The organism is Geodermatophilus nigrescens (assembly GCF_900129495.1).
Lineage (GTDB): Bacteria > Actinomycetota > Actinomycetes > Mycobacteriales > Geodermatophilaceae > Geodermatophilus > Geodermatophilus nigrescens.
Window position 1 is genome coordinate 355,154 of sequence record NZ_FQVX01000003.1, and the last position, 22,122, is coordinate 377,275.

At 75.9% G+C, this 22,122-nt stretch carries 24 protein-coding genes; 10 read left to right on the plus strand and 14 right to left on the minus strand.

All coding sequences use genetic code 11. The annotated features are described in order from the left end of the window. Window positions 1-9 precede the first annotated feature (9 nt). A complete protein-coding gene (locus tag BUE37_RS15310; RefSeq protein WP_245794635.1) occupies window positions 10-444 on the minus strand; it encodes a hypothetical protein in 435 nt (144 codons plus the stop codon). A gap of 203 nt (window positions 445-647) precedes the next feature. On the opposite strand from BUE37_RS15310, the gene BUE37_RS15315 reads away from it, so the two are divergent. The 3 genes from BUE37_RS15315 to BUE37_RS15320 all read left to right on the plus strand — a co-directional run bounded on the left by BUE37_RS15315 (window position 648) and on the right by BUE37_RS15320 (window position 2,695). Further along, window positions 648-1,040, plus strand: coding sequence for an ATP-binding protein (locus BUE37_RS15315; RefSeq protein ID WP_073421197.1), 393 nt, complete (start codon window positions 648-650; stop codon window positions 1,038-1,040). 76 nt (window positions 1,041-1,116) lie between these two features. Next, window positions 1,117-1,290, plus strand: a complete 174-nt coding sequence (locus BUE37_RS23940; protein WP_175562902.1) for a hypothetical protein — start codon at window positions 1,117-1,119, stop codon at window positions 1,288-1,290. A 49-nt stretch (window positions 1,291-1,339) separates the two neighbouring features. Further along, window positions 1,340-2,695, plus strand: coding sequence for a cytochrome P450 (locus BUE37_RS15320; RefSeq protein ID WP_073421199.1), 1,356 nt, complete (start codon window positions 1,340-1,342; stop codon window positions 2,693-2,695). A 7-nt stretch (window positions 2,696-2,702) separates the two neighbouring features. On the opposite strand, the gene BUE37_RS15325 is transcribed toward BUE37_RS15320, so the two are convergent. After that, window positions 2,703-4,013: a sulfate adenylyltransferase subunit 1 gene (locus tag BUE37_RS15325; RefSeq protein WP_073421201.1), complete on the minus strand. Its 1,311-nt coding sequence runs from the start codon at window positions 4,011-4,013 to the stop codon at window positions 2,703-2,705. Window positions 4,014-4,104: 91 nt separating this feature from the next. On the opposite strand from BUE37_RS15325, the gene BUE37_RS15330 reads away from it, so the two are divergent. Beyond that, window positions 4,105-4,335, plus strand: coding sequence for a hypothetical protein (locus tag BUE37_RS15330; RefSeq protein WP_073421202.1), 231 nt, complete (start codon window positions 4,105-4,107; stop codon window positions 4,333-4,335). Here BUE37_RS15330 and cysD read toward each other — a convergent pair. The 5 genes from cysD to BUE37_RS15355 all read right to left on the minus strand — a co-directional run bounded on the left by cysD (window position 4,289) and on the right by BUE37_RS15355 (window position 9,247). After that, complete coding sequence (cysD, locus tag BUE37_RS15335; RefSeq protein WP_073421204.1) at window positions 4,289-5,197, minus strand: sulfate adenylyltransferase subunit CysD; 909 nt, start codon at window positions 5,195-5,197, stop codon at window positions 4,289-4,291. The genes BUE37_RS15330 and cysD overlap by 47 nt on opposite strands. Window positions 5,198-5,211: 14 nt before the next feature. After that, window positions 5,212-5,946 (minus strand): inositol monophosphatase family protein, encoded by a 735-nt coding sequence (locus BUE37_RS15340; RefSeq protein ID WP_073421205.1) that lies wholly within the window; start codon window positions 5,944-5,946, stop codon window positions 5,212-5,214. An 81-nt stretch (window positions 5,947-6,027) separates the two neighbouring features. After that, complete coding sequence (locus tag BUE37_RS15345; protein ID WP_073421207.1) at window positions 6,028-7,608, minus strand: sensor histidine kinase; 1,581 nt, start codon at window positions 7,606-7,608, stop codon at window positions 6,028-6,030. Continuing rightward, a complete protein-coding gene (locus tag BUE37_RS15350; RefSeq protein ID WP_175562903.1) occupies window positions 7,605-8,333 on the minus strand; it encodes a response regulator transcription factor in 729 nt (242 codons plus the stop codon). The genes BUE37_RS15345 and BUE37_RS15350 overlap by 4 nt, the downstream gene beginning before the upstream one ends. 137 nt (window positions 8,334-8,470) lie before the next feature. After that, on the minus strand, window positions 8,471-9,247 hold the full coding sequence (locus tag BUE37_RS15355; RefSeq protein WP_073421209.1) for a siderophore-interacting protein: 777 nt from the start codon (window positions 9,245-9,247) through the stop codon (window positions 8,471-8,473). 320 nt (window positions 9,248-9,567) lie between these two features. Between BUE37_RS15355 and BUE37_RS15360 the strand changes: the two genes are divergently transcribed. Both BUE37_RS15360 and BUE37_RS15365 read left to right on the plus strand, forming a co-directional pair. After that, entirely contained in the window at window positions 9,568-9,777 is a 210-nt protein-coding gene (locus tag BUE37_RS15360) for a hypervirulence associated TUDOR domain-containing protein (RefSeq protein ID WP_073421210.1), read from the plus strand. A gap of 17 nt (window positions 9,778-9,794) precedes the next feature. Next, complete coding sequence (locus BUE37_RS15365) at window positions 9,795-10,217, plus strand: DUF2795 domain-containing protein (RefSeq protein WP_073421910.1); 423 nt, start codon at window positions 9,795-9,797, stop codon at window positions 10,215-10,217. A gap of 34 nt (window positions 10,218-10,251) precedes the next feature. Here BUE37_RS15365 and BUE37_RS15370 read toward each other — a convergent pair whose 3' ends face one another. Next, window positions 10,252-11,352, minus strand: coding sequence for a hypothetical protein (locus BUE37_RS15370; protein WP_073421211.1), 1,101 nt, complete (start codon window positions 11,350-11,352; stop codon window positions 10,252-10,254). Window positions 11,353-11,551: 199 nt separating this feature from the next. Here BUE37_RS15370 and BUE37_RS15375 point away from each other — a divergent pair, with 199 nt between their 5' ends. Continuing rightward, window positions 11,552-13,711 (plus strand): LCP family protein, encoded by a 2,160-nt coding sequence (locus BUE37_RS15375; protein WP_073421212.1) that lies wholly within the window; start codon window positions 11,552-11,554, stop codon window positions 13,709-13,711. A 109-nt stretch (window positions 13,712-13,820) separates the two neighbouring features. On the opposite strand, the gene pstB is transcribed toward BUE37_RS15375, so the two are convergent. The 6 genes from pstB to BUE37_RS15405 all read right to left on the minus strand — a co-directional run bounded on the left by pstB (window position 13,821) and on the right by BUE37_RS15405 (window position 19,842). After that, window positions 13,821-14,600, minus strand: coding sequence for a phosphate ABC transporter ATP-binding protein PstB (gene pstB, locus BUE37_RS15380; RefSeq protein WP_073421213.1), 780 nt, complete (start codon window positions 14,598-14,600; stop codon window positions 13,821-13,823). Between the two features lie 26 nt (window positions 14,601-14,626). Further along, window positions 14,627-15,706, minus strand: coding sequence for a phosphate ABC transporter permease PstA (gene pstA / locus BUE37_RS15385; protein ID WP_073421214.1), 1,080 nt, complete (start codon window positions 15,704-15,706; stop codon window positions 14,627-14,629). Beyond that, entirely contained in the window at window positions 15,706-16,659 is a 954-nt protein-coding gene (gene pstC, locus BUE37_RS15390; protein WP_083628740.1) for a phosphate ABC transporter permease subunit PstC, read from the minus strand. Before pstC ends, pstA begins: the two co-directional genes overlap by 1 nt. Window positions 16,660-16,771: 112 nt before the next feature. After that, window positions 16,772-17,896, minus strand: a complete 1,125-nt coding sequence (pstS, locus tag BUE37_RS15395) for a phosphate ABC transporter substrate-binding protein PstS (RefSeq protein WP_073421215.1) — start codon at window positions 17,894-17,896, stop codon at window positions 16,772-16,774. Window positions 17,897-18,148: 252 nt separating this feature from the next. After that, entirely contained in the window at window positions 18,149-19,093 is a 945-nt protein-coding gene (gene mshD, locus BUE37_RS15400; RefSeq protein ID WP_073421912.1) for a mycothiol synthase, read from the minus strand. Further along, the gene (locus BUE37_RS15405; protein WP_073421216.1) at window positions 19,090-19,842 is read right to left on the minus strand and encodes a winged helix-turn-helix transcriptional regulator; all 753 of its coding nucleotides are present in this window, start codon (window positions 19,840-19,842) and stop codon (window positions 19,090-19,092) included. Before BUE37_RS15405 ends, mshD begins: the two co-directional genes overlap by 4 nt. A gap of 197 nt (window positions 19,843-20,039) precedes the next feature. Between BUE37_RS15405 and BUE37_RS15410 the strand changes: the two genes are divergently transcribed. The 3 genes from BUE37_RS15410 to BUE37_RS15420 are packed head-to-tail and all read left to right on the plus strand — an operon-like array spanning window position 20,040 to window position 22,066. Next, window positions 20,040-20,873: a hypothetical protein gene (locus BUE37_RS15410; RefSeq protein WP_073421217.1), complete on the plus strand. Its 834-nt coding sequence runs from the start codon at window positions 20,040-20,042 to the stop codon at window positions 20,871-20,873. 4 nt (window positions 20,874-20,877) lie between these two features. Continuing rightward, window positions 20,878-21,579 (plus strand): LmeA family phospholipid-binding protein, encoded by a 702-nt coding sequence (locus tag BUE37_RS15415; protein WP_245794639.1) that lies wholly within the window; start codon window positions 20,878-20,880, stop codon window positions 21,577-21,579. 37 nt (window positions 21,580-21,616) lie between these two features. After that, window positions 21,617-22,066, plus strand: a complete 450-nt coding sequence (locus tag BUE37_RS15420) for a thioredoxin family protein (RefSeq protein ID WP_083628893.1) — start codon at window positions 21,617-21,619, stop codon at window positions 22,064-22,066. Window positions 22,067-22,122: the final 56 nt, after the last annotated feature.

Sequence of the window (22,122 nt, forward strand, 5' to 3'; positions counted from 1 at the left end):
CCCCGGCGCTCAGGCCGGGGGCGCGGCGTCCGGGTCCGGCACGGGGTCCGACGCCGGCTCGCGCAGCAGCGCGGAGATGCGCTGCCGGGTGACGCCGAACAGGGCGGCGATGCGGTTGATGCTCACCTGCTCGTCCTGCAGGGCGCGGGCCTGCGCGCGGCGCCAGGCCGAGCCCGCGCCCGCGAGGGCCGACAGCACCGTGGTGATCCGCTCGACGACCAGCGGCCGGGCCTCGGCGCTGACGATGTCGAGCCACGCCCGCCCGGTGCGGCGCTCGGCCAGCAGGAGCTCGGCGCGCTCGCGCGCGCCCTGCAGCTCGACGGCGCAGCGGTCGATCTCGCGCACCAGGTCCTGCAGCGCGGCCAGCGCGGTGTCCCGCTCGCGCCCGTCGTCCTGCGGTCCGGTCTGCTCCGGCTCCACCGGAAGCTGCTGCGGTCCTGCCACGGTCGTCCTCCCGCGTCCTCCCCGGCGGTCTGCTCCACCGGGAACGGTTGCACACTACCTTGTTGAACGGCCGTTGCGTGCAACACGCGTGACACGCAAGGGGTGGTTGCACACCGGCCGCCGACCTGGGAGGGTCGTCCCCGATCCGATAGCGCACAACCGAGACTGCTCCGTGTCGGTCCGGCGCCGTTCCAGGGAGACCGATGTCGACGCTCACCGCCCGGGTGGACCTGCCACCGTCCCCCCGGAGCGTGCCCGTGGCGCGCCACGTCGCACGGGAGGTGCTGCGCGCCTGGCGGGCCCCGCAGGACGCGGGCGACGTCGAGCTGCTGGTCACCGAGCTCGTGGCCAACGTCGTCGACCACGTCGAGGGGGAGGCCGTGCTCTCCCTGGAGCTCGAGTACTCCGACGGCTGGCTGCGGGTCGCCGTCGCCGACGGCAGCGCCGTCCGCCCTGTGGTGGGCGAGCTGCGCGGCGACCAGCCGCGCGGCCGCGGCATGCAGATCGTCGCGGCCATCGCCGACGACTGGGGCGTCGAGGACGCCGGCGACGGCAAGCGGGTGTGGTTCGTCCTGGACTCCCGGTCGGCGGGCTGAGACGCACCGCGCGTTTGCCCCGGCGGCTCCCCGGGGAGGGCTGGGGAGACCGATGCCGTCCGACGGAGGAGACGTGATGAGCGAGCCCACCAGCCACACCGAGGCAGCCGGCGAGGGCCTGTCCGACGAGGAGATGGTGGAGGCCGTCGCCGACCAGACCGACAGCGCCTCCGGTCACGCCTACAAGGCGGGCAAGGACTGGGACGGCGACGCGAGCCAGGCCCCCGAGCCGTCCGACACCGACCAGTAGGTCCTGCGACACTGCCTCCCGCCCGGCGAGCGCCGGGCGGGAGGTGCCCATGACGACGACGTCCCCGCGCCCGGCCCCGGCCGTCCCCGCCGAGCCGCCGCGGTCGCCGCTGCTGCGCCCGGTGCGCACCGCGGCCCGCTACGCCGTGCGGCACGGCCTCCCGGCGGTGTACCTCTCCCGGGCCGCCCGCCGCGGCGACCCCCTCGCCCGCCTCCTGCGCGACCCGGCCGCCCGCCAGGACCCGTACGCCCTCCACGAGCGGCTACGCGACCGCGGGCCGGTCACCGCCGGCGCGCTCGGCCCGGTCACCACCTCGCACGCCGTGGCCGCCGCCGTGCTGCGCTCCGACGCCGCCGGCGTGGGCTGGGACCGCTCGCAGGCGCCGGCACCCATCCGCTGGGCCCTGCGGCTGGGCGACGAGCTCGACGCCACGGGCGTGGCCGAGCCGCCGTCGATGCTGGTCACCGACCCGCCCGACCACACCCGCTTCCGCCGCCTGGTCGGCCGCGCCTTCACCCCGCGCGCCACGCTCGCCTCCGCGCCGATGGTCCGGCGCACCGCCGAGGCGCTGCTCGACGACCTCGCCGGCCGCGACGGCGTCGTCGACCTCGTCGGCGCCTACGCCGCGCAGCTGCCGGTGCTCGTCATCGCCGACCTGCTCGCCGTCCCCGCCGACCGGCGCGAGGACTTCCTGCGCTGGGGCGCCGCGGCCGCCGCCACCCTCGACGCCGGCCTGTCCCCGCGCCGCTACCTCGCCGCGGAGCGCGGGCTGCGCGCCATGCACGCCTTCCTGCGCGGCCACTTCGCCCGGCTGCGCGCCGACCCCGGCGACGACCTGGTCAGCCGCCTGGTCACGCTGGACGGCGACGAGGCGCTGAGCGAGCGCGAGCTGCACGCCACCGTGATGCTGCTGCTCGGCGCCGGCTTCGAGACGACGGTCAACCTGCTCGGCAACGCCGTCGTGCTGCTCGACGCCCACCGCGACCAGTGGGACGCGCTGCGGGAGGACCCCGCCGGCTGGGACGGCGCCGTCGAGGAGGTGCTGCGCGCCGACAGCCCCGTGCAGCTCACCGGCCGCAGCCTGACCCGGGACGCGGAGTTCGCCGGCGTCCCGCTGCCGGCCGGTACCCGCGTCACCGTGCTGCTCGGCGCGGCGAACCGCGACCCCGCCGTCTTCGCCGACCCGGCGCGGTTCGACGTCACCCGCCCCAACGCCCGCGACCACCTGGCCTTCTCCGGCGGCGTCCACTACTGCCTGGGCGCCGGGCTGGCCCGCCTGGAGGGCACCGTGGGCCTGCAGGTGCTCACCGAGCGCTTCCCGCGGCTGCGGGTGGCCGGGACGCCGGTGCGCCGCGACCTGCGGACGCTGCGCGGCTTCGAGACCCTGCCGGTCGCGCTGCGCTGACCCCGGGTCAGTGGGGGACGAGCATCCCGGCGCCGACGGTGGCGTTGGTGGCCTCGTCGACGAGGATGAACCGGCCCGTGGCGCGGTTGTGCGTGTAGTCGTCGACGAACAGCGGCTGGGTGGTGCGCAGCCGCACCCGGCCGATGTCGTTGAGGCCGAGCTCGCCGGCCTCCTCCTCGTGGTCGAGGGTGTTGACGTCGAGCCGGTGCACGACCTCCTTGACCATCGCGCGCACCGACCGGGTGGTGTGCTTGACCGCCAGGCGCTGCCGGGGGCGCAGCGGCTCCTCGGCCATCCAGCAGACCAGTGCGTCGAGGTCCTGGGTGGCCTCCGGGCCGCCGTCGGGGCCGCAGAGCATGTCGCCGCGGGACACGTCGAGGTCGTCGGCGAGGCGCACGGTCACCGACATGGGCGGGACGGCGACGTCGACCGGGCCGCGCGGGCCGTCGATGCCGGCGATCGTCGTCGTCCGGCCGGACGGCAGGACCGCCACCGCGTCGCCGGGCCGCAGCACGCCGCTGGCCACCGTGCCGGCGTAGCCGCGGTAGTCGTGGAACGCGTCGGACTGCGGGCGGATGACGTACTGCACGGGGAAGCGGACGTCGGTGAGGTTGGCGTCGCCGGCCACCTCGACCGACTCGAGGTGCTCGAGCAGCGACGGGCCGTCGTACCAGGGGGCGGCGTCGGAGCGGGTGACGACGTTGTCGCCGCGCAGCGCCGAGACCGGCACGACGGTCAGGTCGGGGACGTGCAGGCGCGCGGCGAAGGCGCGGAACTCGTCGCGGATCGCCTCGAACACCTCCTGCGACCAGTCGACGAGGTCCATCTTGTTCACCGCGACCACCAGGTGCGGCACCCGCAGCAGCGCGGCGAGGTAGGCGTGTCGGCGGCTCTGCTCGAGGATCCCCTTGCGGGCGTCGACCAGCACGATCGCGAGGTCGGCGGTCGAGGCGCCGGTGACCATGTTGCGCGTGTACTGCACGTGCCCCGGGGTGTCGGCGAGGACGAACGTGCGCCGCGGGGTGCTGAAGTACCGGTAGGCGACGTCGATGGTGATGCCCTGCTCCCGCTCGGCGCGCAGGCCGTCGGTGAGCAGCGCCAGGTCGACGTAGTCGCCGCGGCTGGCGCGCTCGATCGCCGCGTACTGGTCCTCGAAGACGGCCTTGCTGTCGAACAGCAGGCGGCCGATGAGCGTGCTCTTGCCGTCGTCGACCGAGCCGGCCGTGGCGATGCGGGCGATGTCCCGGCGGGCCGTCGCGATCTCTGCCGCCTGCTCGGCGGCAGCGGAGTGGACGTCGACGGCGGGCAGGTCGGACATGGCCCCCATCGTCCCAGCCGCGACACGCGGCGCCGCGAGCGGGGACGCTGGTGTGAGCGGCGCCACCGGGCGCCCGCGGGGAGGAGCCGCAGTGGGCGGTCTGGTGTTCCTGGTGCCGGTGCTGCTGGTCGTCGTCGCCGGCTACTCGGTGGGCTACGTCGTGGCCGAGGCGCTCGGCGTGGGCGCGCCGGAGGCGGTGGGGTGGCCGGCGGGCCTCCTGCTGCTCGCCGTCACCGTCGTCGTCCTGCTGCGCCGGTACCGCAGGCGGGCGCGGGCTAGAAGTAGCCCTCCTTCTTCCGGTCCTCCATCGCGGCGTCGCTGACCTTGTCGTCGCCGCGGGTGGCGCCGCGCTCGGTCAGCCGGGTCACCGCGATCTCGGCGATGACCTCCTCGACCGTCGTCGCCCGCGAGCGGACCGCCGCGGTGAGGTTGGCGTCGCCGACGGTCCGGTAGCGGACGGTCTCGCGGGTCACCTGCTCGCCCTCGCGCGGGCGGACGAACTCGTTGACGGCGTAGAGCATCCCCTGCCGCTCGACGACCTCGCGCTCCTGCGCCAGGTACAGCGGCGGGATCGCGATGCCCTCCTGCGCGATGTACTGCCAGATGTCGAGCTCGGTCCAGTTCGACAGCGGGAACACCCGGATCGACTCGCCGAGGTGGATCCGGCCGTTGTAGAGGTCCCACAGCTCCGGCCGCTGGTTCTTCGGGTCCCACTGGCCGAACTCGTCGCGGAAGCTGAACACCCGCTCCTTGGCCCGCGCTTTGTCCTCGTCGCGGCGGGCGCCGCCGAACAGGGCGGTGAACCCGTGCTCCTCGACCGCCTCGAGCAGCACCGGCGTCTGGATGCGGTTGCGCGAGCCGTTGGGCTCCTCGCGCACCAGCCCGCGGGCCATCGCGTCGGGCACCGAGGCGACGACGAGCTCCACGCCGAGCTCGGCCACCCGCTTGTCGCGGAACTCGAGCACGTCGGGGAAGTTCAGCCCGGTGTCGACGTGCATCACCGGGAACGGGATGCGCGCCGGGGCGAACGCCTTGCGGGCGAGCTCCAGCATGACGATGGAGTCCTTGCCGCCGGAGAACAGCAGCACCGGGCGTTCGAGCTCGGCGGCCACCTCGCGGATGACGTGGATCGACTCGGCCTCGAGGGTCTCCAGCTGGGTGAGCCGGTGGGCGGGGGTCGTCACGTCCCCAGTGTCCGTCACGTCGTGCCGCGGACGGCGGCCAGGAGGTCCGCGGCCAGCTCCGGCCGGCACACCAGCAGGTCGGGCAGCGACGGGTCGGGCTCGTTGTAGCGCAGCGGCGACCCGTCCAGCCGCAGCGCGGTCAGGCCCGCGGCCAGGGCGACGGCGACCGGCGCCGCGGAGTCCCACTGGTACATCCCGCCGGCGTGCACGTAGGCGTCGACCTCGCCGCGCACCACCGCGGTGACCTTGTAGCCGGCCGACCCCAGGGGCACGAGCTCGCCGCCGACCGCGGCCGCCGCGGCGTCCGCCTGCGCGGGCGGGCGGGTGCGGCTGACCGCGATCCGGGGCGCCCGCGCGACGGCGGCGGGCAGGGCCGGCGCCGGGTCGGTGACCAGCACCTCGCCGGCGGCGGGCAGCGCCACGGCCGCGGCGGTCAGCGTCCCGGCTCCCCACAGCGCCACGTGCACGGCGAAGTCGGACCGGTCCGTCTCGCCGTACTCGCGGGTGCCGTCGAGCGGGTCGACGATCCACACCCGCCCGGCCTCCAGGCGGCTGCGGTCGTCGGCGGCCTCCTCGCTGAACACGACGTCGTCGGGCCGGTGCACGGCGAGGACCCCGGCGATGGCCTCCTGCGCGGCCGCGTCCCCGGCGTCGCCGAGCGCCCGCCCGGTCAGCCCGCCGGCCCGCAGCTCCACCAGCACGTCCGCGGCGGCCCGGGCGGCGGCCGCGGCCACCTCGACGTCCCTCACCGGGCACCTCCGCGGACGGGCGCGTCGCCCGGGTCGGCGACCGGGGCCGTCAGCGCGGGGTCGGAGGGGCTGCCCTCGGCGTCATGAGTCACCCGCGGACGGTACGTCCGCGCCCGCCGGCGCCTGTCCGGGGACCCCGCCGGCGTCGGGCCCGGAGCGCGGCAGCCGGACGGTGAACACCGCGCCCCGCCCGGGGGCGGTGTCCAGCGAGACGTCGCCGCCGTGCGCGGCCACCAGCGAGGAGACGATCGCCAGGCCCAGCCCCGTGCCGCCGGCCACCCGGCTGCGGGAGGCGTCGGCCCGGTAGAAGCGCTCGAACACCCGCGCGGCGTCCTCCGGGGCCATGCCCGGGCCCTCGTCGGCCACCCGCAGCACCACCCGGTCGCCGCCGTCGCTGGTGTCCTCGCCGAGGGAGACGGTGACCCGCGCCGTCGGCGGGGTGTGCACCACCGCGTTGGTGACCAGGTTGCCCACCACCTGGCGCAGCCGCGCCTCGTCGCCGAGCACCACGGGCACCTCGGTGAGGGAGTCCTCGAGGTGCAGCGAGACCGGCCGGTCGGGCTGGAGCACCCGCGCGTCGTGGACGGCGTCGCCCGCGAGCTCGGCCAGGTCGACCGGGGTGAGCGACAGCGGGCGCTGCTGGTCGAGACGGGCGAGCTGCAGCAGGTCCTCGACCAGCACGCCCATCCGCGAGCCCTCGCTCTCGATGCGGGCCATCAGCCGCCCGGTCTCCTCGGCGCTGCCGACGGCGCCCTGCCGGTAGAGCTCGGCGAAGCCGCGGATCGACGTCAGCGGGGTGCGCAGCTCGTGGCTCGCGTCGGCGACGAACCGGCGCATCCGCTCCTCCGACGCCCGCGCCTGCTCCTCGGAGCGCTGCTGGGCGCGGAAGGCGCTCTCGATGCGGGCGAGCATGCCGTTGAGCGCCTGCGACAGCCGGCCGACCTCGGTGCGGCCGTCGCCCTCGGGCACCCGCTGGGACAGGTCGCCGGCCGCGATCGCCTGCGCGGTGCGCTCGACGGCCGCCAGCGGCCGCAGGCTGCTGCGCACCAGGGCGTACCCGGCCACCCCGAGCGCGGCGAGCACGACCAGCCCGACGACCACCTCGATCACCACGAGCCGGGCGATCACCCGGTCGTCGCGGTCCAGGTCGCCGCCGGCGACGAGCACCAGGCCGCCGGGCAGCTCCACGGCGGTCACCCGCCAGTAGGTGTCCCGGTCCGCGGAAGCGACGGTGTGGGCGCCGTGGCCGCCGGGGCCGGGGCGGCCGCGCCCGGCCTCCGAGGTCAGCTCCTCGACCGTGTCGTCGTCGAGGGCGGGCAGGTCGTCGTCGGACAGCGGACCGGAGAGCACCACCGGCCGCTCGTCGCCGGGGACGAGGCAGGCCTGGTAGTCGCCGGGGGTGACGTAGCGCTGCCGCCCGCCGAACAGGCAGGCGGTGACGTAGTTCTCCTGCTCCACCGACTGGCGCAGCGTGCTCTCCAGCTGCTGGTCGAGCTGGTCGACGAGGTAGCGCTTGAGCAGCGACGTCGCCGCCACGCCGGTGGCGACCAGCGCGACGGTGACCAGCACGAGCAGCAGCGCCACCAGCGTGATCCGCAGCGGGACCCGCGGCAGGGGGGAGCCGCCGCGGGCCGCGGGCGGGGCCCCGGCGGAGGTGCTCACGAACCGCGCGGCAGGCGCAGCGTGTAGCCGACGCCGCGGATGGTGTGCAGCAGGCGGGGCTCGGTGGTGTCGACCTTGCGCCGCAGGTAGGAGATGTAGGACTCGACGACGTTCGCCTCGCCGTTGAAGTCGTAGTTCCACACGTGGTCGAGGATCTGCGCCTTCGACAGCACGCGCCCGGCGTTGGCCATCAGGTAGCGCAGCAGCTTGAACTCCGTCGGCGAGAGACTGACGACCTCGCCGGCCTTCACGACCTCGTGCGACTCCTCGTCGAGCTCGATGTCGGCGAACGACAGCCGGGGGCTCTCGGCGGCGCGCTGCTGGCCGGTGCTGCGGCGCAGGACGGCCCGGATGCGGGCGAGCACCTCGTCGAGGCTGAAGGGCTTGGTGACGTAGTCGTCGCCGCCGAGGGTCAGCCCGGAGACCTTGTCCTCCGCGGCGTCGCGCGCGGTGAGGAACAGCACCGGCGTGTGCCGGCCGCTCTCGCGCAGCCGCCGGACGACGCCGAAGCCGTCGAGCCCCGGCATCATCACGTCGAGCACCAGCAGGTCGGGCCGGAAGGACGCGGCCAGCGCGAGCGCCTGCTGCCCGTCGGCCGCCGTCGCCACCTCGAAGCCGGCGTAGCGCAGGCTCGCCGAGAGCAGCTCGCGGATGTTCGGCTCGTCGTCGACCACCAGGAGGCGGGCCTCCGGTCCGGTGGCGCGAGCGCTGCGGGTCCCCGTCACGACATCTCCCGTCGGACGCCTGGCTACCGTCGTCATGACACCCACGGTGCGGGGCGCGGCTGCGGGTGCACTGGACGGTACCTGTGAGCTGCCTGGACGTCGGTGGTCAGGACGTCCCGCGGTCCGGACGCCGCCGCTCAGCCGGCGGGGGACATCGCCCGGCCGCGCCGCCAGTAGCCGATCGCGTGGTGCTGGGCGCGGGACAGGCCCCAGCGGCCGCGCAGGTCGGCCCGCACCACCCGGACGGCGGCGGACTCGGCGGCCACCCAGGCGAACAGGTCGTCCCCGGCCGGGCGGTCGAGGGCGGCGACGGCGTCGGCGAGCAGCGTGCCCTCCCCGGGCGGGGTGCCGCCGCGGTGCAGCCAGCGCACCTCGACGCCGGCCGGGGCGGCCAGGGACTGCTCCTCCTCGGGGCCCGCCACCTCCAGCAGCGCGGTGCCGGTGGTGTCCGGCGCGGCCGCGGCGAGGATCCGGCTGATCGCCGGCAGCGCCGTCTCGTCGCCGGCCAGCAGGAGCGTGCCCGCGGGCCGGTCGCCCAGGGCCCCGCTGCCGGCCACCCCGAGCAGGGCGCCCGGGGCCGCGGCGGCCGCCCACGACGCCGCCGGGCCGTCGCCGTGCAGCACGAAGTCGATCTCCACCTCGCCGCGCCGCACGTCCTGCCGGCGGGCCGTGTAGCTGCGCAGGCTCACCCCGTGCGCGCCCACCGGCCAGACCACGCGCCCGTCGCGGGCGACCGACGGCCAGCGCGGGTCCGGGTCGCCGACCCGGGGCACGAGCAGGTTGACCGTCGGGCCGGCCGCGGCGACGGCGTCCGCCGTGCCGGACAGGACCACCCGCCGCACCGACGGCGTCACGTCCGCGACGGAGGTGACGGTGAGGACGTCGACGCTGCGGGGATCGCCGGGCTCGGACACGCAGCGAGCGTAGGGACCGGGGGCCGATACGGGCCGACCCGGCCGACCCCGGGGGAATGAGGTCGACCGGGCCGGCGATCGAGGACGAAGGACCTCACGCTCCGTCACTGCCCCTCGACTCGGAGCAGCGGGTTCGTGTCGGTGACCCCCGTCGACGTGAACGCTACGTGACCGCCGCGTCCGTGGCACTGCCCGATCGGGTGGACCTCCCCGCCGCCGGGGTGATCTGGGTCGCTCGCCGGCCGGCCCGGGCGGCATGTGTGCCCCCCGGACGGGCCGGGCACCGGGGGAGGACCACACGGACGACCGAGGACGGGGTCATGGCCGACGAGTTCACGAAGGGTGACCACGTCACCTGGAACAGCCACGGCAGCAAGGCCGAGGGCGAGGTCACCAAGAAGATCACGAAGGACACCGAGGCCGGCGGCCGGAAGGTCAAGGCCAGCGCCGACGAGCCGCAGTACGAGGTCAAGAGCGACAAGAGCGGGAAGACGGCGGTGCACAAGCCGTCCGCGCTCGACGAGAAGTAGGAGATGCCGTGAGCGAGATGGACGACCGATTCGCCGGGGTGTCGTCGCGCAGCGACAAGCACAACCCGCGTCTCGACGAGGAGATCGAGCACGAGATCCAGGGGATGCTCAAGTCCGGGCGCGCCACCCGGTCCGAGGAGTTCCGCGAGGTGGAGCCCGTGGCCGAGGGCGAGCCGGACCCCGCCGGCAGCCCGAACAGCACGCTGATCGGCGGCGTCCCGGTCGGCATGACCGAGGACGCCGTGGTCGCGCGGGCCGAGCTCGCGCGCTGGCTCGTCCGGGCCGACTTCCCGGCCGACGGCCCTGCCCTGGTCGAGGCCGCGCAGGACCACCGCGCCCCGGACGCCGTCGTCGCCGAGCTGGAGCGGCTGCCCGAGGGCGAGACCTACGAGCGCATCGGCGACGTCGCCCGGGCGCTGGGGTACCCGACCGAGACCTGACCGGTCCGCGGCCCTCGGGGCCGGCCGAGGAGGCTCAGGAGCCGGTGCGCTCCTGGGCCTCCTGGCCGTCCGGGGAGCCGTTGTCGGCCTCGTCGGCGATCTCCTCGCGGCCCCGGCGGCGGAAGAGCTTCGAGCCGGGGAAGCCCTTCACCACCTCGCGGATGTCCTGCATGGTGTCGAGCAGGTCGTGCACGTCGGTGCCGACGTCGCCGAGCCCCTCGAGCACCGGGATCACGCCCTCGTCGAGGTGCGTGACCAGCGAGGGCAGCCGGTCGACGAGCTGCACCAGCGCCTCGACCTCGTGCGGGTCCAGCGTCTCGGCCAGCCGGCGGACCGACGGCGTCAGCCGGGCCAGCGGCTCCTCGTAGCCGGCGAGCAGCGGGTCGATCCGGCCGACCAGCCCCTCGGTGCGCTCCACGGCGCCCTGCGCGCCGTCGATCGTCCGGCCGACCGCACCGATCGCGTCGTCGGCCCGCTGCTGGGTCTGCTCGACGGCGGAGATCGCCGCGTCGGCCTTCTGCTGGGTCGCCTCGACGTTGCCGATCGCAGCATCCGCCTTCTGCTGCGTCTGCTCGACCGCGGAGATGGCGGCGTCGGCCTTCTGCTGGGTCCGCTCGACGTTGCCGATGGCGGCGTCGGCCTTCTGCTGGGTCCGCTCGACGTTCCCGATGGCCTCGTCGGCGCGCTGCTGCGTCGCTTGGACGTCCCCGATCGCGGCGTCGGCGCGCTGCTGCGTCTGCTCGACGTTCCCGATGGCGGCATCGGCGCGCTGCTGGGTCGCCTCGACGTTGCCGATGGCGGCGTCTGCCCGCTGCTGCGTCTCCTCGACGCTCGCGATCGCCTCGTCCGCCCGCTGCCGCGTCCGGGCGACGTCGGCGATGGCGGCGTCCGCGCGCTCGCGGGTGCTGCCCACCGCCTCGATCGCACGGTCGGCGGCGGCGATCGTCCCGCCGGCGTGCTCCACCAGGCCCTCCGCCCGGCCGACCACCCGGTCCACCCGGTCGAGCAGGTCGTCGAGCCGGTCCACCGCCGCCGCCACCCGCGGCACGAGAGCGAGGGCCTCGGCGACGCCGTCGCGCAGGCTCTCGACGGCGGAGAAGACGTCGGACGGGCCGGGGATCGAGGGGAGCCGCACGCGCCGACGCTACGTCCGGGGGCGGCGCGACGCCCGGTCGGCGAGTGGTCCGCCCCCCGCACGGGTAGCCCCGGACGCATCCCGGAGCCCGCCGGTCCCGCGCGTCGGCCCGCGATCCGGCCCGCGGGCCGTATCGTCGAGTGCTGCCGCGTGTGCGGGGAGCAACCGCGGACGACGGACACGGAACGACGACGATGGGATGTCGACACCGGTGGGCGACGAGCGGGGGCGGGACGACCGGGCCGACGGCCGCGGGTCCGACGCGCCGGGCCCGATCACCGTGGAGCAGTTGATCGCCCGGTCCGGCAACGCCACCGGCCGCCGCGCCGCGCGCCGGACCGGTGAGGTCCCCATCCCGCTCGAGCCGGGTGAGTCGCTGCCGTCGCACCGCGGGCCCCGCCCGCCCGTGCCGCCGGCGGCCGCACCGCCCGCCGCACCGCCCGCCTCGCAGCCGCTCGCCCAGCCCGCCGACGAGACGCCACGCCGTGGCCTGCCCCCGGTGCCCGGCGGCGTGCAGCGCTCGCAGCCCGTGCCGCCGCTCTCGGGGCAGGGGCCCGGGCCGGTGCACCGCTCCGGCCCGGTCCCGCCGCTGCCGGGCGCCCAGCCGTCCGCGCCCGTGCCGCCGTTGCCGGGCGCCGTCCACCGCTCGCAGCCGGTGCCGCCGCTGCCCGGCGCCGTGCACCGCTCCACGCCCGTCCCGCCGCTGCCGGGGACGCCGGGCGCCCGCCCCTCCACCCCGCTGTTCCCGCCGCTCGGGCCGCCCACCGGCTCCACCCGCCGGCCGGCACCGCTGCCGCCCATCCCGGGCATCGACGCGCCGGCCATGTCCGGCGCCGGCAGCACGCGGCGCCCGTCGCCGCCCCGGCCGCCGCGCAGCCCCGCCCGCCGCCGGATCCGCCGGGCGCTGATCGGCGCCGGGGCGCTGGTCGGCGTCGTCGCCGCGTACCACCTGGGCCTGTACTCCTACGTCGACCAGAGCATCACCCGCGTCTCGGCGCTGGCCCCCGAGGGCCCGGAGGTCATCGCGGCGCAGCTGCAGGAGGGCGCGACCACCTACCTCGTCGTCGGCACCGGCCTGCCCGGCACCGAGGGCGCCGCGTCGGTCACGACCATGCTGGTGCACGTGTCGTCCGACGGGGAGCGGGCGGCGCTGGTCAGCGTCCCGCCGACCGCGCTGGTCGACACCCCGGGCTGCCGCACCGACGACGGTGAGTTCCGCGAGCCGGTCTCGGAGGCCTTCGCCACCTCGCTGCTCGACGGCGGGCCCGCGTGCACGGTGCGCGCCGTCCAGCAGCTGTCGGGCCTGCGGGTCGACCACTACCTCGGCCTCGACCTCGGCCGTCTGCCCGCCCTCGTCGACGCCGTCGGCGGGGTGAGCGTCTGCCTGCCCACCGCCGACGCCGACGCCTCCTCCGCCGCACCCCTCCCGGCCGGCACCACGGAGCTCGACGGCGAGCGCGCGAGCAGCTACCTCACGCCGGGGGAGGCCGGGTCCGACGTCACCGGCGCCGCCGCGGCCCAGCGGACCCAGCTGCTGCTCTCGGCGACCCTGCGCACCGCGGTGAGCGCCGGCACCCTGCTCGACACCCCCGAGCTCACCACCTTCCTCACCCGCGCCGCCGGCGCGCTGACCCTCGACGAGCAGACGACGCTCGGCGACCTGCGCACGCTCGCCTCGGCGCTCGGCGACCTCGAGGGCGGCGCCGTCCAGCGCGCCGCCCTGCCCGTGTCCCAGGTCGGCTACGTGCCGGCCGGCACCGACCAGGCGTACGTGCTGCTCGACGGCACCGGCGTCCGCTCCCTGTTCGACGGCGTCATCGAGGACACCCGCGTGCCCGCCGGGCTCGCCGCCCCCGCGGTCGCCGCGGCCACCGCGGCGGCGCCCGATCCCGCCGCCGCGGCCGCCCCGGCGCCGGAGCCCTCCGCGGCCGCCCCGGCCCCGCAGGCGCTCACCGTGGCCCCGTCCGGCGTGACCGTCGACGTCCTCAACGGCACCGCCACCAGCGGGCTGGCCTCCACGGTCGCCGACCTGCTGCGCGCCCAGGGCTTCACCGTCGGCCAGGTCGGCAACGAGACCGGCGTCGTCAACGAGACCGTGGTCCGGCACGGCCCCGGCGTGGCCGAGCAGGCGCGCACGGTGGCCGCCGCGGTGCCCGGCGCCGTGCTGCAGCCCAGCGACGCGATCGGCGACACGGTGCAGCTGGTCCTCGGCCCCGGCTACACCGGCGTCGTGCCGGTGCAGGTGGCCGCGCCCGTGCCCGTCGTCGCCGAGACCCCGGCGGACACCCCGGCCCCCGCGGACACCACCGCCCCGGCCCCGGACCCGGCGACCACCACCGGCCCGGTCAGCTGCGGCTGACCCACCGGCGGCTGAGCCCTCCCGCGGACGACGAGGCTCCCCGCGCAGACGACGGGGCCCCCGCGAGCTGCTGCTCGCGGGGGCCCCGTCGGTCCGAGGAGCGCTCAGCTCACCCGAAGCGGCCCGAGATGTAGTCCTCGGTGGCCTTCTGGTCGGGGTTGCTGAAGATCTTCTCGGTGGGGTTGAACTCGATGAGCCGGCCGGGCTGGCCCACCCCGTTGAGGTTGAAGAAGCCGGTCGACGTGCTCACCCGTGCCGCCTGCTGCATGTTGTGCGTGACGATCACGATGGTGAAGCGGTCCTTGAGCTCGGCCATGAGGTCCTCGATCGCCAGGGTGGAGATCGGGTCCAGCGCCGAGCAGGGCTCGTCCATGAGCAGCACGTCGGGCTCGACGGCGATCGCGCGGGCGATGCACAGCCGCTGCTGCTGGCCGCCCGAGAGGCCCGAGCCCGGGCGGTCGAGCCGGTCCTTGACCTCGTTCCAGAGGTTCGCGCCGCGCAGGGCCCGCTCCACCAGCTCGTCGGTCTCGGCCTTCTTCATCTTCTTGTTGTTGAGCCGGTTGCCGGCGATGACGTTGTCGTAGATCGACATCGTCGGGAACGGGTTGGGCCGCTGGAAGACCATGCCGATCTGCCGGCGGACGTCGACCGGGTCCGTGTCGGCGCCGTAGAGGTCGACGCCGTCCATGACGACCTTGCCCTCGACGCGCGCGCCCGGGATGACCTCGTGCATGCGGTTGAGCGACCGCAGGAACGTCGACTTGCCACAGCCCGAGGGGCCGATCAGCGCCGTGATGCTGCGGGGCTCGATCGAGACGTTGACGCCCTCCACGGCCAGGAAGTTGCCGTAGTAGATGTTGAGGTCGGAGACCTCGATGCGCTTGGCCACGGGGAGATCCTCCGGGTCGGGGCCGGTCAGCGACCGGTCTTGGGGGCGAAGAAGCGGCTGATCAGGCGGGCCACGACGTTGAGGACCATGACCAGGATGATGAGGACGAGCGCCGCCGTCCAGGCCCGGTCCAGGAACGCCTGGGTGTCGGTCCCCGGCTGGGTCAGCTGGTAGTAGGCGAACACCGGCAGCGTCGCCATCCGTCCGTCGAACGGGTTGAGGTTCGTCCCCGTGATGAGGCCCACGGTGATGAGCAGCGGCGCGGTCTCACCGATGACGCGGGCGACCGCGAGGGTGATGCCGGTGCCGAGACCGGCGACGGCGGTCGGCAGGACGACCTTGACGATCGTCCGCCACTTCGGCACGCCCAGGGCGTAGCTGGCCTCGCGCAGCTCGTTGGGGACGAGCTTGAGGACCTCCTCGCAGGAGCGCACGACCACCGGGATCATCAGCACCGACAGCGCCGCGGCGCCCATGAGGCCGAGCCGGACGTCGTTGCCGAACAGCAGCGTGAACAGCGCGAAGGCGAACAGGCCGGCGACGATCGACGGGATGCCGGTCATGACGTCGACGAAGAAGGTGATCGCCTTCTTGAGCCGGCCGGTGCCGTACTCCACCAGGTAGATGGCGGTGAGCAGGCCGATCGGCACCGAGATCACCGCGGTGACCGCGGTGATGATCACGGTGCCGAGGATGGCGTGGTACGCACCGCCGCCCTCGCCCACGACCCGGAACATCGAGTTGGAGAAGAACTGGGCGTCGAAGCGGGCCAGGCCCTTGTCGAGGACCGTGTACACCAGCGACACCAGCGGGATCATCGCGATCCCGAAGGCCGTGGTGACCAGCGCCGTGACCAGCCGGTCGGTGGCCTTCCGGGTGCCCTCGACGGCTCGCGAGCCGACGTACACCGCCAGGGTGCCGAGGACGACGCCGTAGACGACGGCGAGGGCGATGCCGGAGCCGGTGAGGGCCGCCAGCAGGGCGCCGGCGGCGAGGCCGGCGACGTAGAGGCCGAGGCCGGCGTAGCGGGGGAGCTTGCGCTGCGGCCGGATCGGGCCGGAGGGCTCCTCGGCGACCCGGACGGGGGACTGCGTCGAGGTGCTCATCAGTTGGCTCCGGAGAAGTCGGCGCGCCGGTTGACGATCCAGCGGGCGAGCATGTTGACCGCCAGGGTGATGACGAACAGCACCAGGCCGCTGGCGACCAGGGTGTTGATGCCCAGGCCGGTGGCCTCGGGGAACCGCAGGGCGATGTTCGACGCGATCGTCGAGGGGTTCGAGCTGCTGATCAGGTTCAGCGTGGCGCCGGCGCCACCGGAGAGCACGATGGCGACCGCCATCGTCTCGCCGAGCGCGCGGCCCAGGCCCAGCATGGCGCCGGCGATCACGCCGGACTTGCCGTAGGGCAGGACGGCCATCTTGATCATCTCCCAGCGCGTGGCGCCGAGGGCCAGGGCGGCCTCGCGGTGCAGCGCCGGCGCCTGGCCGAACACTTCGCGGGCGATGGCCGAGATGATCGGCAGGATCATGACCGCGAGCACCAGGCCGACGGTCAGCATCGTGCGGCCGCTGGTGGAGGCGGGGCCGGCGAAGATCGGCAGCCAGCTCAGGTTGTCGGCGGCCCACACGTGGAAGGGCACGAGCGCCGGGGCGAGCACCGCGAGGCCCCAGAAGCCGTAGACGACGCTGGGGATCGCCGCCAGCAGGTCGATCACGTAGCCGAGGCCGGCAGCGATGCGGCGGGGCGCGTAGTAGGTGACGAACAGCGCGATGCCCACCGCCAGCGGGGTGGCGACGAGGAGGGCGAGGACGGCGCCGAGCAGCGTCCCGAGGACCAGCGGCGCGATGTAGGAGCCGAGGCCCTCGCCACCGGGGATGTCCTCCGCGGGCGCGGTGAGGGCCGGGATCGCCTCGCTGATCAGGAAGGCGGCGACGCCGGCCAGCACGAGCAGGATGAAGATGCCGGAGCCCTTGGCGCTGCCGGCGAAGATGCGGTCACCCGCCCGGCGCACGACGCGCTGCTGCACGGGGGGTGGGGTGGGGGCCTTCGTGGCGGTCACCGCTGCTCCGGGTGGTCGGGGTGGTGCGGGGGTGGTGCGGGACGCCCGTCGCCGGGCGGGGTGGTGGCCCGGGGCGTCGGTCGACGCCCCGGGCCACCGGGAGTGTGACGGATCAGCCCGCGGCGGTGATGGCGTCGACGGCGCCCTGGGCCTGCTCGCGGAGCGTGTCGGAGATCGGCGCGTTGCCGGCGTTGTCGGCCGCGGCCTGCTGGCCGTCCTCGCTGACCACGTAGGTCATGAAGGCCTTGACGTTGTCGGCGGTGGACTGGTCGTCGTACTCGACGCAACCGACGTGGTAGCTGACCAGCACAATCGGGTACTCGCCCGAGCCCTCGGTCTGCCGGTTGACCTCGATGGCGAAGTCGTACTCGCCGCGGCCCTCGACGGCCGGGGAGTTCTCGACGACGGCGGCGGCGGCCTCGGCCGACGGGGCCACGAACTCCGAGCCGACGCCGACGTTGGCGACACCGAGCTCACCGGCGCGGCTGGCGTCGGCGTAGGTCACGGCGCCGGCCGTGCTCTCGACGACGCCCACGACGCCGGAGGTGCCGTTCGCGGCCTCGCCACCGGGCAGCGGCCACACGCCGTCGGGCTCGGCGGTCCACACGTCACCGGCGGCCTGGAACAGGTAGTCGGTGAAGTTGTCCGTGGTGCCCGAGTCGTCGGCGCGGTGCACGGGGGTGATCGCGGTGTCGGGGAGCTCGGCGTCCGGGTTCGCCTCGGCGATCGCCGGGTCGTTCCAGGTGGTGATCTGGCCGGTGAAGATCCGGGCGATCACGTCGGGCGAGAGGTTGAGCTGGTCGACGCCCTCGAGGTTGAAGATGACCGCGATCGGCGAGATGTAGTTCGGCAGCTCGAAGACCTCGCCGCCGCCGCAGCGCTCCTGGGCGGCGGTCAGCTCCTCCTCGTCGAGCGCGGCGTCGGAGCCGGCGAAGTCGGCGCGGCCGTCGATGAACTGCTCGCGGCCCGCGCCCGAGCCGGCCGGGTCGTAGCTGAACTGGACGTCGGGGTACTCGCCCTCGAAGCCGGCCTGCCACGCCTCCATGGCGGCCTGCTGGCTGCTGGCGCCGGCGCCCACGAGGTCACCGCTGAGCTCGGCGGCGCTCGAGCCGCTGCCGCTGTCGCTGCCGCCCGAGGAGGCCTCGGACTCGTTCGCGGCGCCACACGCGGCGAGCGCGAGGGTGCTGGCCAGTGCCGTCGAGAGGACGGCGGCGCGCGACCTGGTGCTGAGCTTCAACTCTGTGCCTTTCGGAGAGGGGGACCCGGACCTCGTTGCCGGGCAGAGCGGGACCAACGGCGAGGACGGTAGGCAGCACAGGTGGCCGGTCCCGGGTCGCTCGGTGAACGGGTGGTGAACGCCCGCGGGACCTTTCCCGACCGGGTGAGAACGGCGTCACGTCCAGCAGGTGAACGCGTGCGCGTCAGGTGGCGACGGCCACTCCGCGTGCGGCAGAAAGGGGCGTTTGCGCCCGGTCGGGCGCTCCGCGCGTCAGCGGGAGAGGCGCCAGGAGACGTCGACGGCGAACCGCGTGAACCCGGTGCGCTCGTACAGCGCGACCGCGGGCACGTTGTCCTCCTCGACGTAGAGCAGCACCTGCCCGAGGCCGGTCCGGCGCAGGTGCGCGAGCCCCAGCGCGGTCAGCGCGCGGCCGAGCCCGAGCCCCTGGGCGCCGGGGTCGATGCCGAGGACGTACACCTCGCCGGCCGGGTCGGGGCCGGCGTCGCCGGGCGGGTGGACCTTCGTCCAGTGCGAGCCGAGCAGCGTGCCGCCGCCGGCCGGGTCGCCGCGCCAGGCGAGCAGGAAGCCGGCGGGGTCGAACCACGGCTCGGCCTCGCGCAGCGCGAGGTCCGTCGCGGTCCACGAGCCCTGCTCGGGGTGGGTGGCGAACGCGCGGGCGTTCACCCGCAGCCACGCCTCCTCGTCGCGGCCGGGCCGGAACGCCTCGACGTGCACGCCCTCGGGCAGCGGGGCCGGGGCGTCGAGGTCGGCGTCGGTGAGCGGGCGGCGCATCTGCAGCAGCACCCGCGCGCGGGTGTAGCCGCGGGCACCGGCCAGGGCGGCCGCGGCCGGCAGGTCGCCGTGCGCCCAGACCCGCAGCGGGCGCCCGCCGGCGAGCTCCTCGAGCCGGGCCAGCAGCGCGCGCCCGGTGCCGCGGCCCCGGGCGGCGGGGGCGACGACGAGCTCGGCCTCGGCGTCCTCGGCCGACCCGGGCTCCCCGAGCTCCAGGCGGGCGTAGCCCAGCGGCACGCCGTCGGCGTCGGTGGCGAGCACGTCGCGCCCGCCGGGCGGGCCGCCGTGCTGCAGCCGCAGCTCGCCCTCCTCCGACAGCGGGCGCACGCCGTCGGCGGCGGCCGCGTCCTTGAGCAGGGCGAGGACGGCGGCGGTCTCCGCGGGCGCGAGGCCCGCGGAGTCCCGGACGGCGGGCGTGCTCAGAGCAGCGGCGCCGTGCTGCGCGAGGGGTCGGCCTCGGCCTCGGCGCGCGCGGCGGCGGCGGTGGCGTCGGCGACCTGCTGGTCGAGCTTGTAGCCGACGTTGCGCACCGTGCCGATCAGCGCCTCGTGCTCGGTGCCGAGCTTCGCGCGCAGCCGCCGGACGTGGACGTCGACGGTGCGGGTGCCGCCGAAGTAGTCGTAGCCCCAGATCTCCTGCAGCAGCTGGGCGCGGGAGAACACGCGGCCCGGGTGCTGGGCGAGGTACTTGAGGAGCTCGAACTCCTTGTAGGTGAGGTCGAGCGGGCGGCCGCGGAGCTTGGCGGAGTAGCTGTGCTCGTCGATGACCAGCTCGCCGGCCTGGGTGACGCCGCCGTCGGCGCCGTCGGCGGGGGTGGCGGCGGCCATCCGGCGCGCGGTGGCCCACTTGAGCCGGGCGTCGACCTCGGCGGGGCCGGCGGTGTCGAGCAGGACGTCGTCGACGCCCCAGTCGGCCGACAGTGCGACCAGGCCGCCCTCCGACAGCACGGCGACCAGCGCGGAGGCCACCCCGGTGGAGGACAGCAGGCTGCACAGCGTGCGCGCCTGGATCAGGTCGTGGCGGGCGTCGACGAGCACCACGTCGCCGGAGTCGCCGTCGAGCAGGCTCGACAGCTCGGGTGCCACCACGCGCACCTGGTGACCGAGCAGGCCCAGGGCGGGCAGCACCTCGGTCGTGGCCTGACGCGCCGCGGTCATGAGCACGAGTCGCATGTCGTCTCCTCGGGGAGGGCGTCGACGGCGCTGTCGAACCGAGACCGCAGGATAGCCGACGGCCGGCCACCTCCCTGTGACCTCGCCGACACGCGGGCGCACGCGGCTCGCCGGCGGGCCGTCCGGCGGGGATCTGCGACGATCGGGGTCCAGCGGGCGCCGGCGGACGCACCCGCCGTCCGCGGGCAGGAGGCGACGTGACGACCGCGCTGCAGACCCCGGCCGCCACGCGCGGTCGGCACGTCGCCGCGGCGGCCGCCGTCGCGCTCGCCGCCGCCGCGCTCGCCTGGGCGCCCGAGGCGGGCGGGGAGGCCGCGCGGCTGGGCGTGGTGCTCGTGCTGCAGGCCGCGCTCGTGGCCGCCTGGGTGCTCGCGGTGGCCCCGGCGGGCGCCCGCGGTGCCGCGGCGCTGGCCCTCGCGGCCGCCGTCGCCGCCGACCTGCTGGCCGCCTCCGCCGACCCGACCGGGGGGCCCGGGCCGGGCGTGCTGCTCGTCGTCGCCGGGCCCGCGCTCGTCGTCGCGGTCGTCCACCAGATGCTGCGCCGCCCGCCGCGGGCCGACGTCGTGGGCTCGCTCGGCACCGTGGCGCTGCTGGTCGCCGCCGTCTGCGCCCTGGCGCTGCTCCTGCTCCCCGAGGTGGCCGGCGACGCGGCGTCCCCGGCCGCCTCGCCGCTGCTGGTCGCCGGGGCGGCCCTGGCCGCGGGCCACCTGGCCGACGCCCTCCTGCCCCGCCCCGCGGTCGCCGACGGCGTCCCGCGCGGCGGGCTCGGCGTGCTCGCCGCCCTCGCCGCGGCGGTGGCCGTGGCCCTGGCCGAGACCGGCACGGCCGAGACCGTCGACGTGCTGGCCGGCCTCACCACCGGGCTGGTGGTCGGCCTGGTCGCCGCGCTCGCGGGCATGACCTCGTCGTTCGCGCTGGCCGACACCGCCGCCTCAGGCCGCCGGGTGCCGGCGGCCGCCGCCGCGGGCGTCGAGGCGCTGCTGCCGCTGGCCGTCTGCGCGCCGGCCCTGCTGGCGCTCGCCGTCGTCTGAGCCCGTGCGCACCCTCCTCGGGCTGCTCGCGCTGCTCGCCGCGCTGCTCCTCGTCGTCGGGCTGGTGGCCGACCCCCTCGCGGAGGGCGTCGCCGAGGACCGGGTGGCGGCGGCCCTGCGCGACGGCGGCGGCCTCGCGGGCACCCCGGAGGTCGACGTCACCGGCTGGCCGTTCCTCACCCAGGCGGTGTCGGGGACCTACGACGACGTCCGCATCTCCCTGACCGCCGAGGACCTCGGCCAGCCCGCCGGCACGCGGGCCGACGTGGTCCTGCAGGGCGTGCACGTGCCGCTGTCGGACGTGCTGTCGGGGTCGGTGCAGCAGGTGCCGGTCGACCGGGTCGACGGCACCGCGACGCTGTCCTACGCGCTGCTGTCGGCGCAGCTCGGCGCGGACACCGTGCTCGAGCGGGCCGGCGACGGGCTGCGGGTCACCCGCACGGTCGAGGTGCTCGGCTACACGCTGCCGCTCACGGCCACCGGGACGGTGTCGCTCGACGGCCAGGACCTCGTCGTCGACGTCGCCGACGCGTCGGCCGCCGGCGTGGACGTGCCGGACTTCGTCGTCGACCGGGCGGTGGACCTGCTCGACCTGCGCTACCCGGTCGTGCTGCCCTTCGGCCTGCAGCTGACCGGCGTCCGCCCGGCCGACGACGGCGTGGTCGTCACCGCCGAGGCCACCGACGCGGTGTTCACCACCGGGTGACGGAATGCCGGCCGGCCCGGCCGGGTTGCCGCCGGGGATGAGCGGGACGGGACTGGCCGTGCTGGCCGCCGCGCTGGTGCTGACCGGGGCCGCGGCTTGGTGGCTGCGTGCCCGCGACGGCGCGGTGCGGGCACCCGCCCGGCAGGAGGAGGACGGCGTGCGCGGACCGGCGGCGGTGCTCGGCGACCTGGGCGTGCGGCCCGGCGAGGCGGACCTGACGGTCGTGCAGTTCTCGACGGCGTTCTGCGGGCCGTGCCGCACCACCCGCGCCCGCCTGCAGCACCTGCAGGCCACCCGGCCGGGCCTGGCCTACGTCCACGTCGACGCCGAGAGCCACCTCGACGCCGTCCGCGAGCTCGACGTCCGGCGCACCCCGACGCTGTTCTACCTGGACCGCGGGGGCGCGGTGCTCGGCCGCAGCAGCGGCGCCCCGCGCCCGGAGGAGCTCACCACCCTGGTCGACGCCCACACGGGCCCCCGGGCCTGATCGGCTACCCTCGCCGCATGGGCACCCTGCTGACCTCGCGCCGCACAGTGGACCTG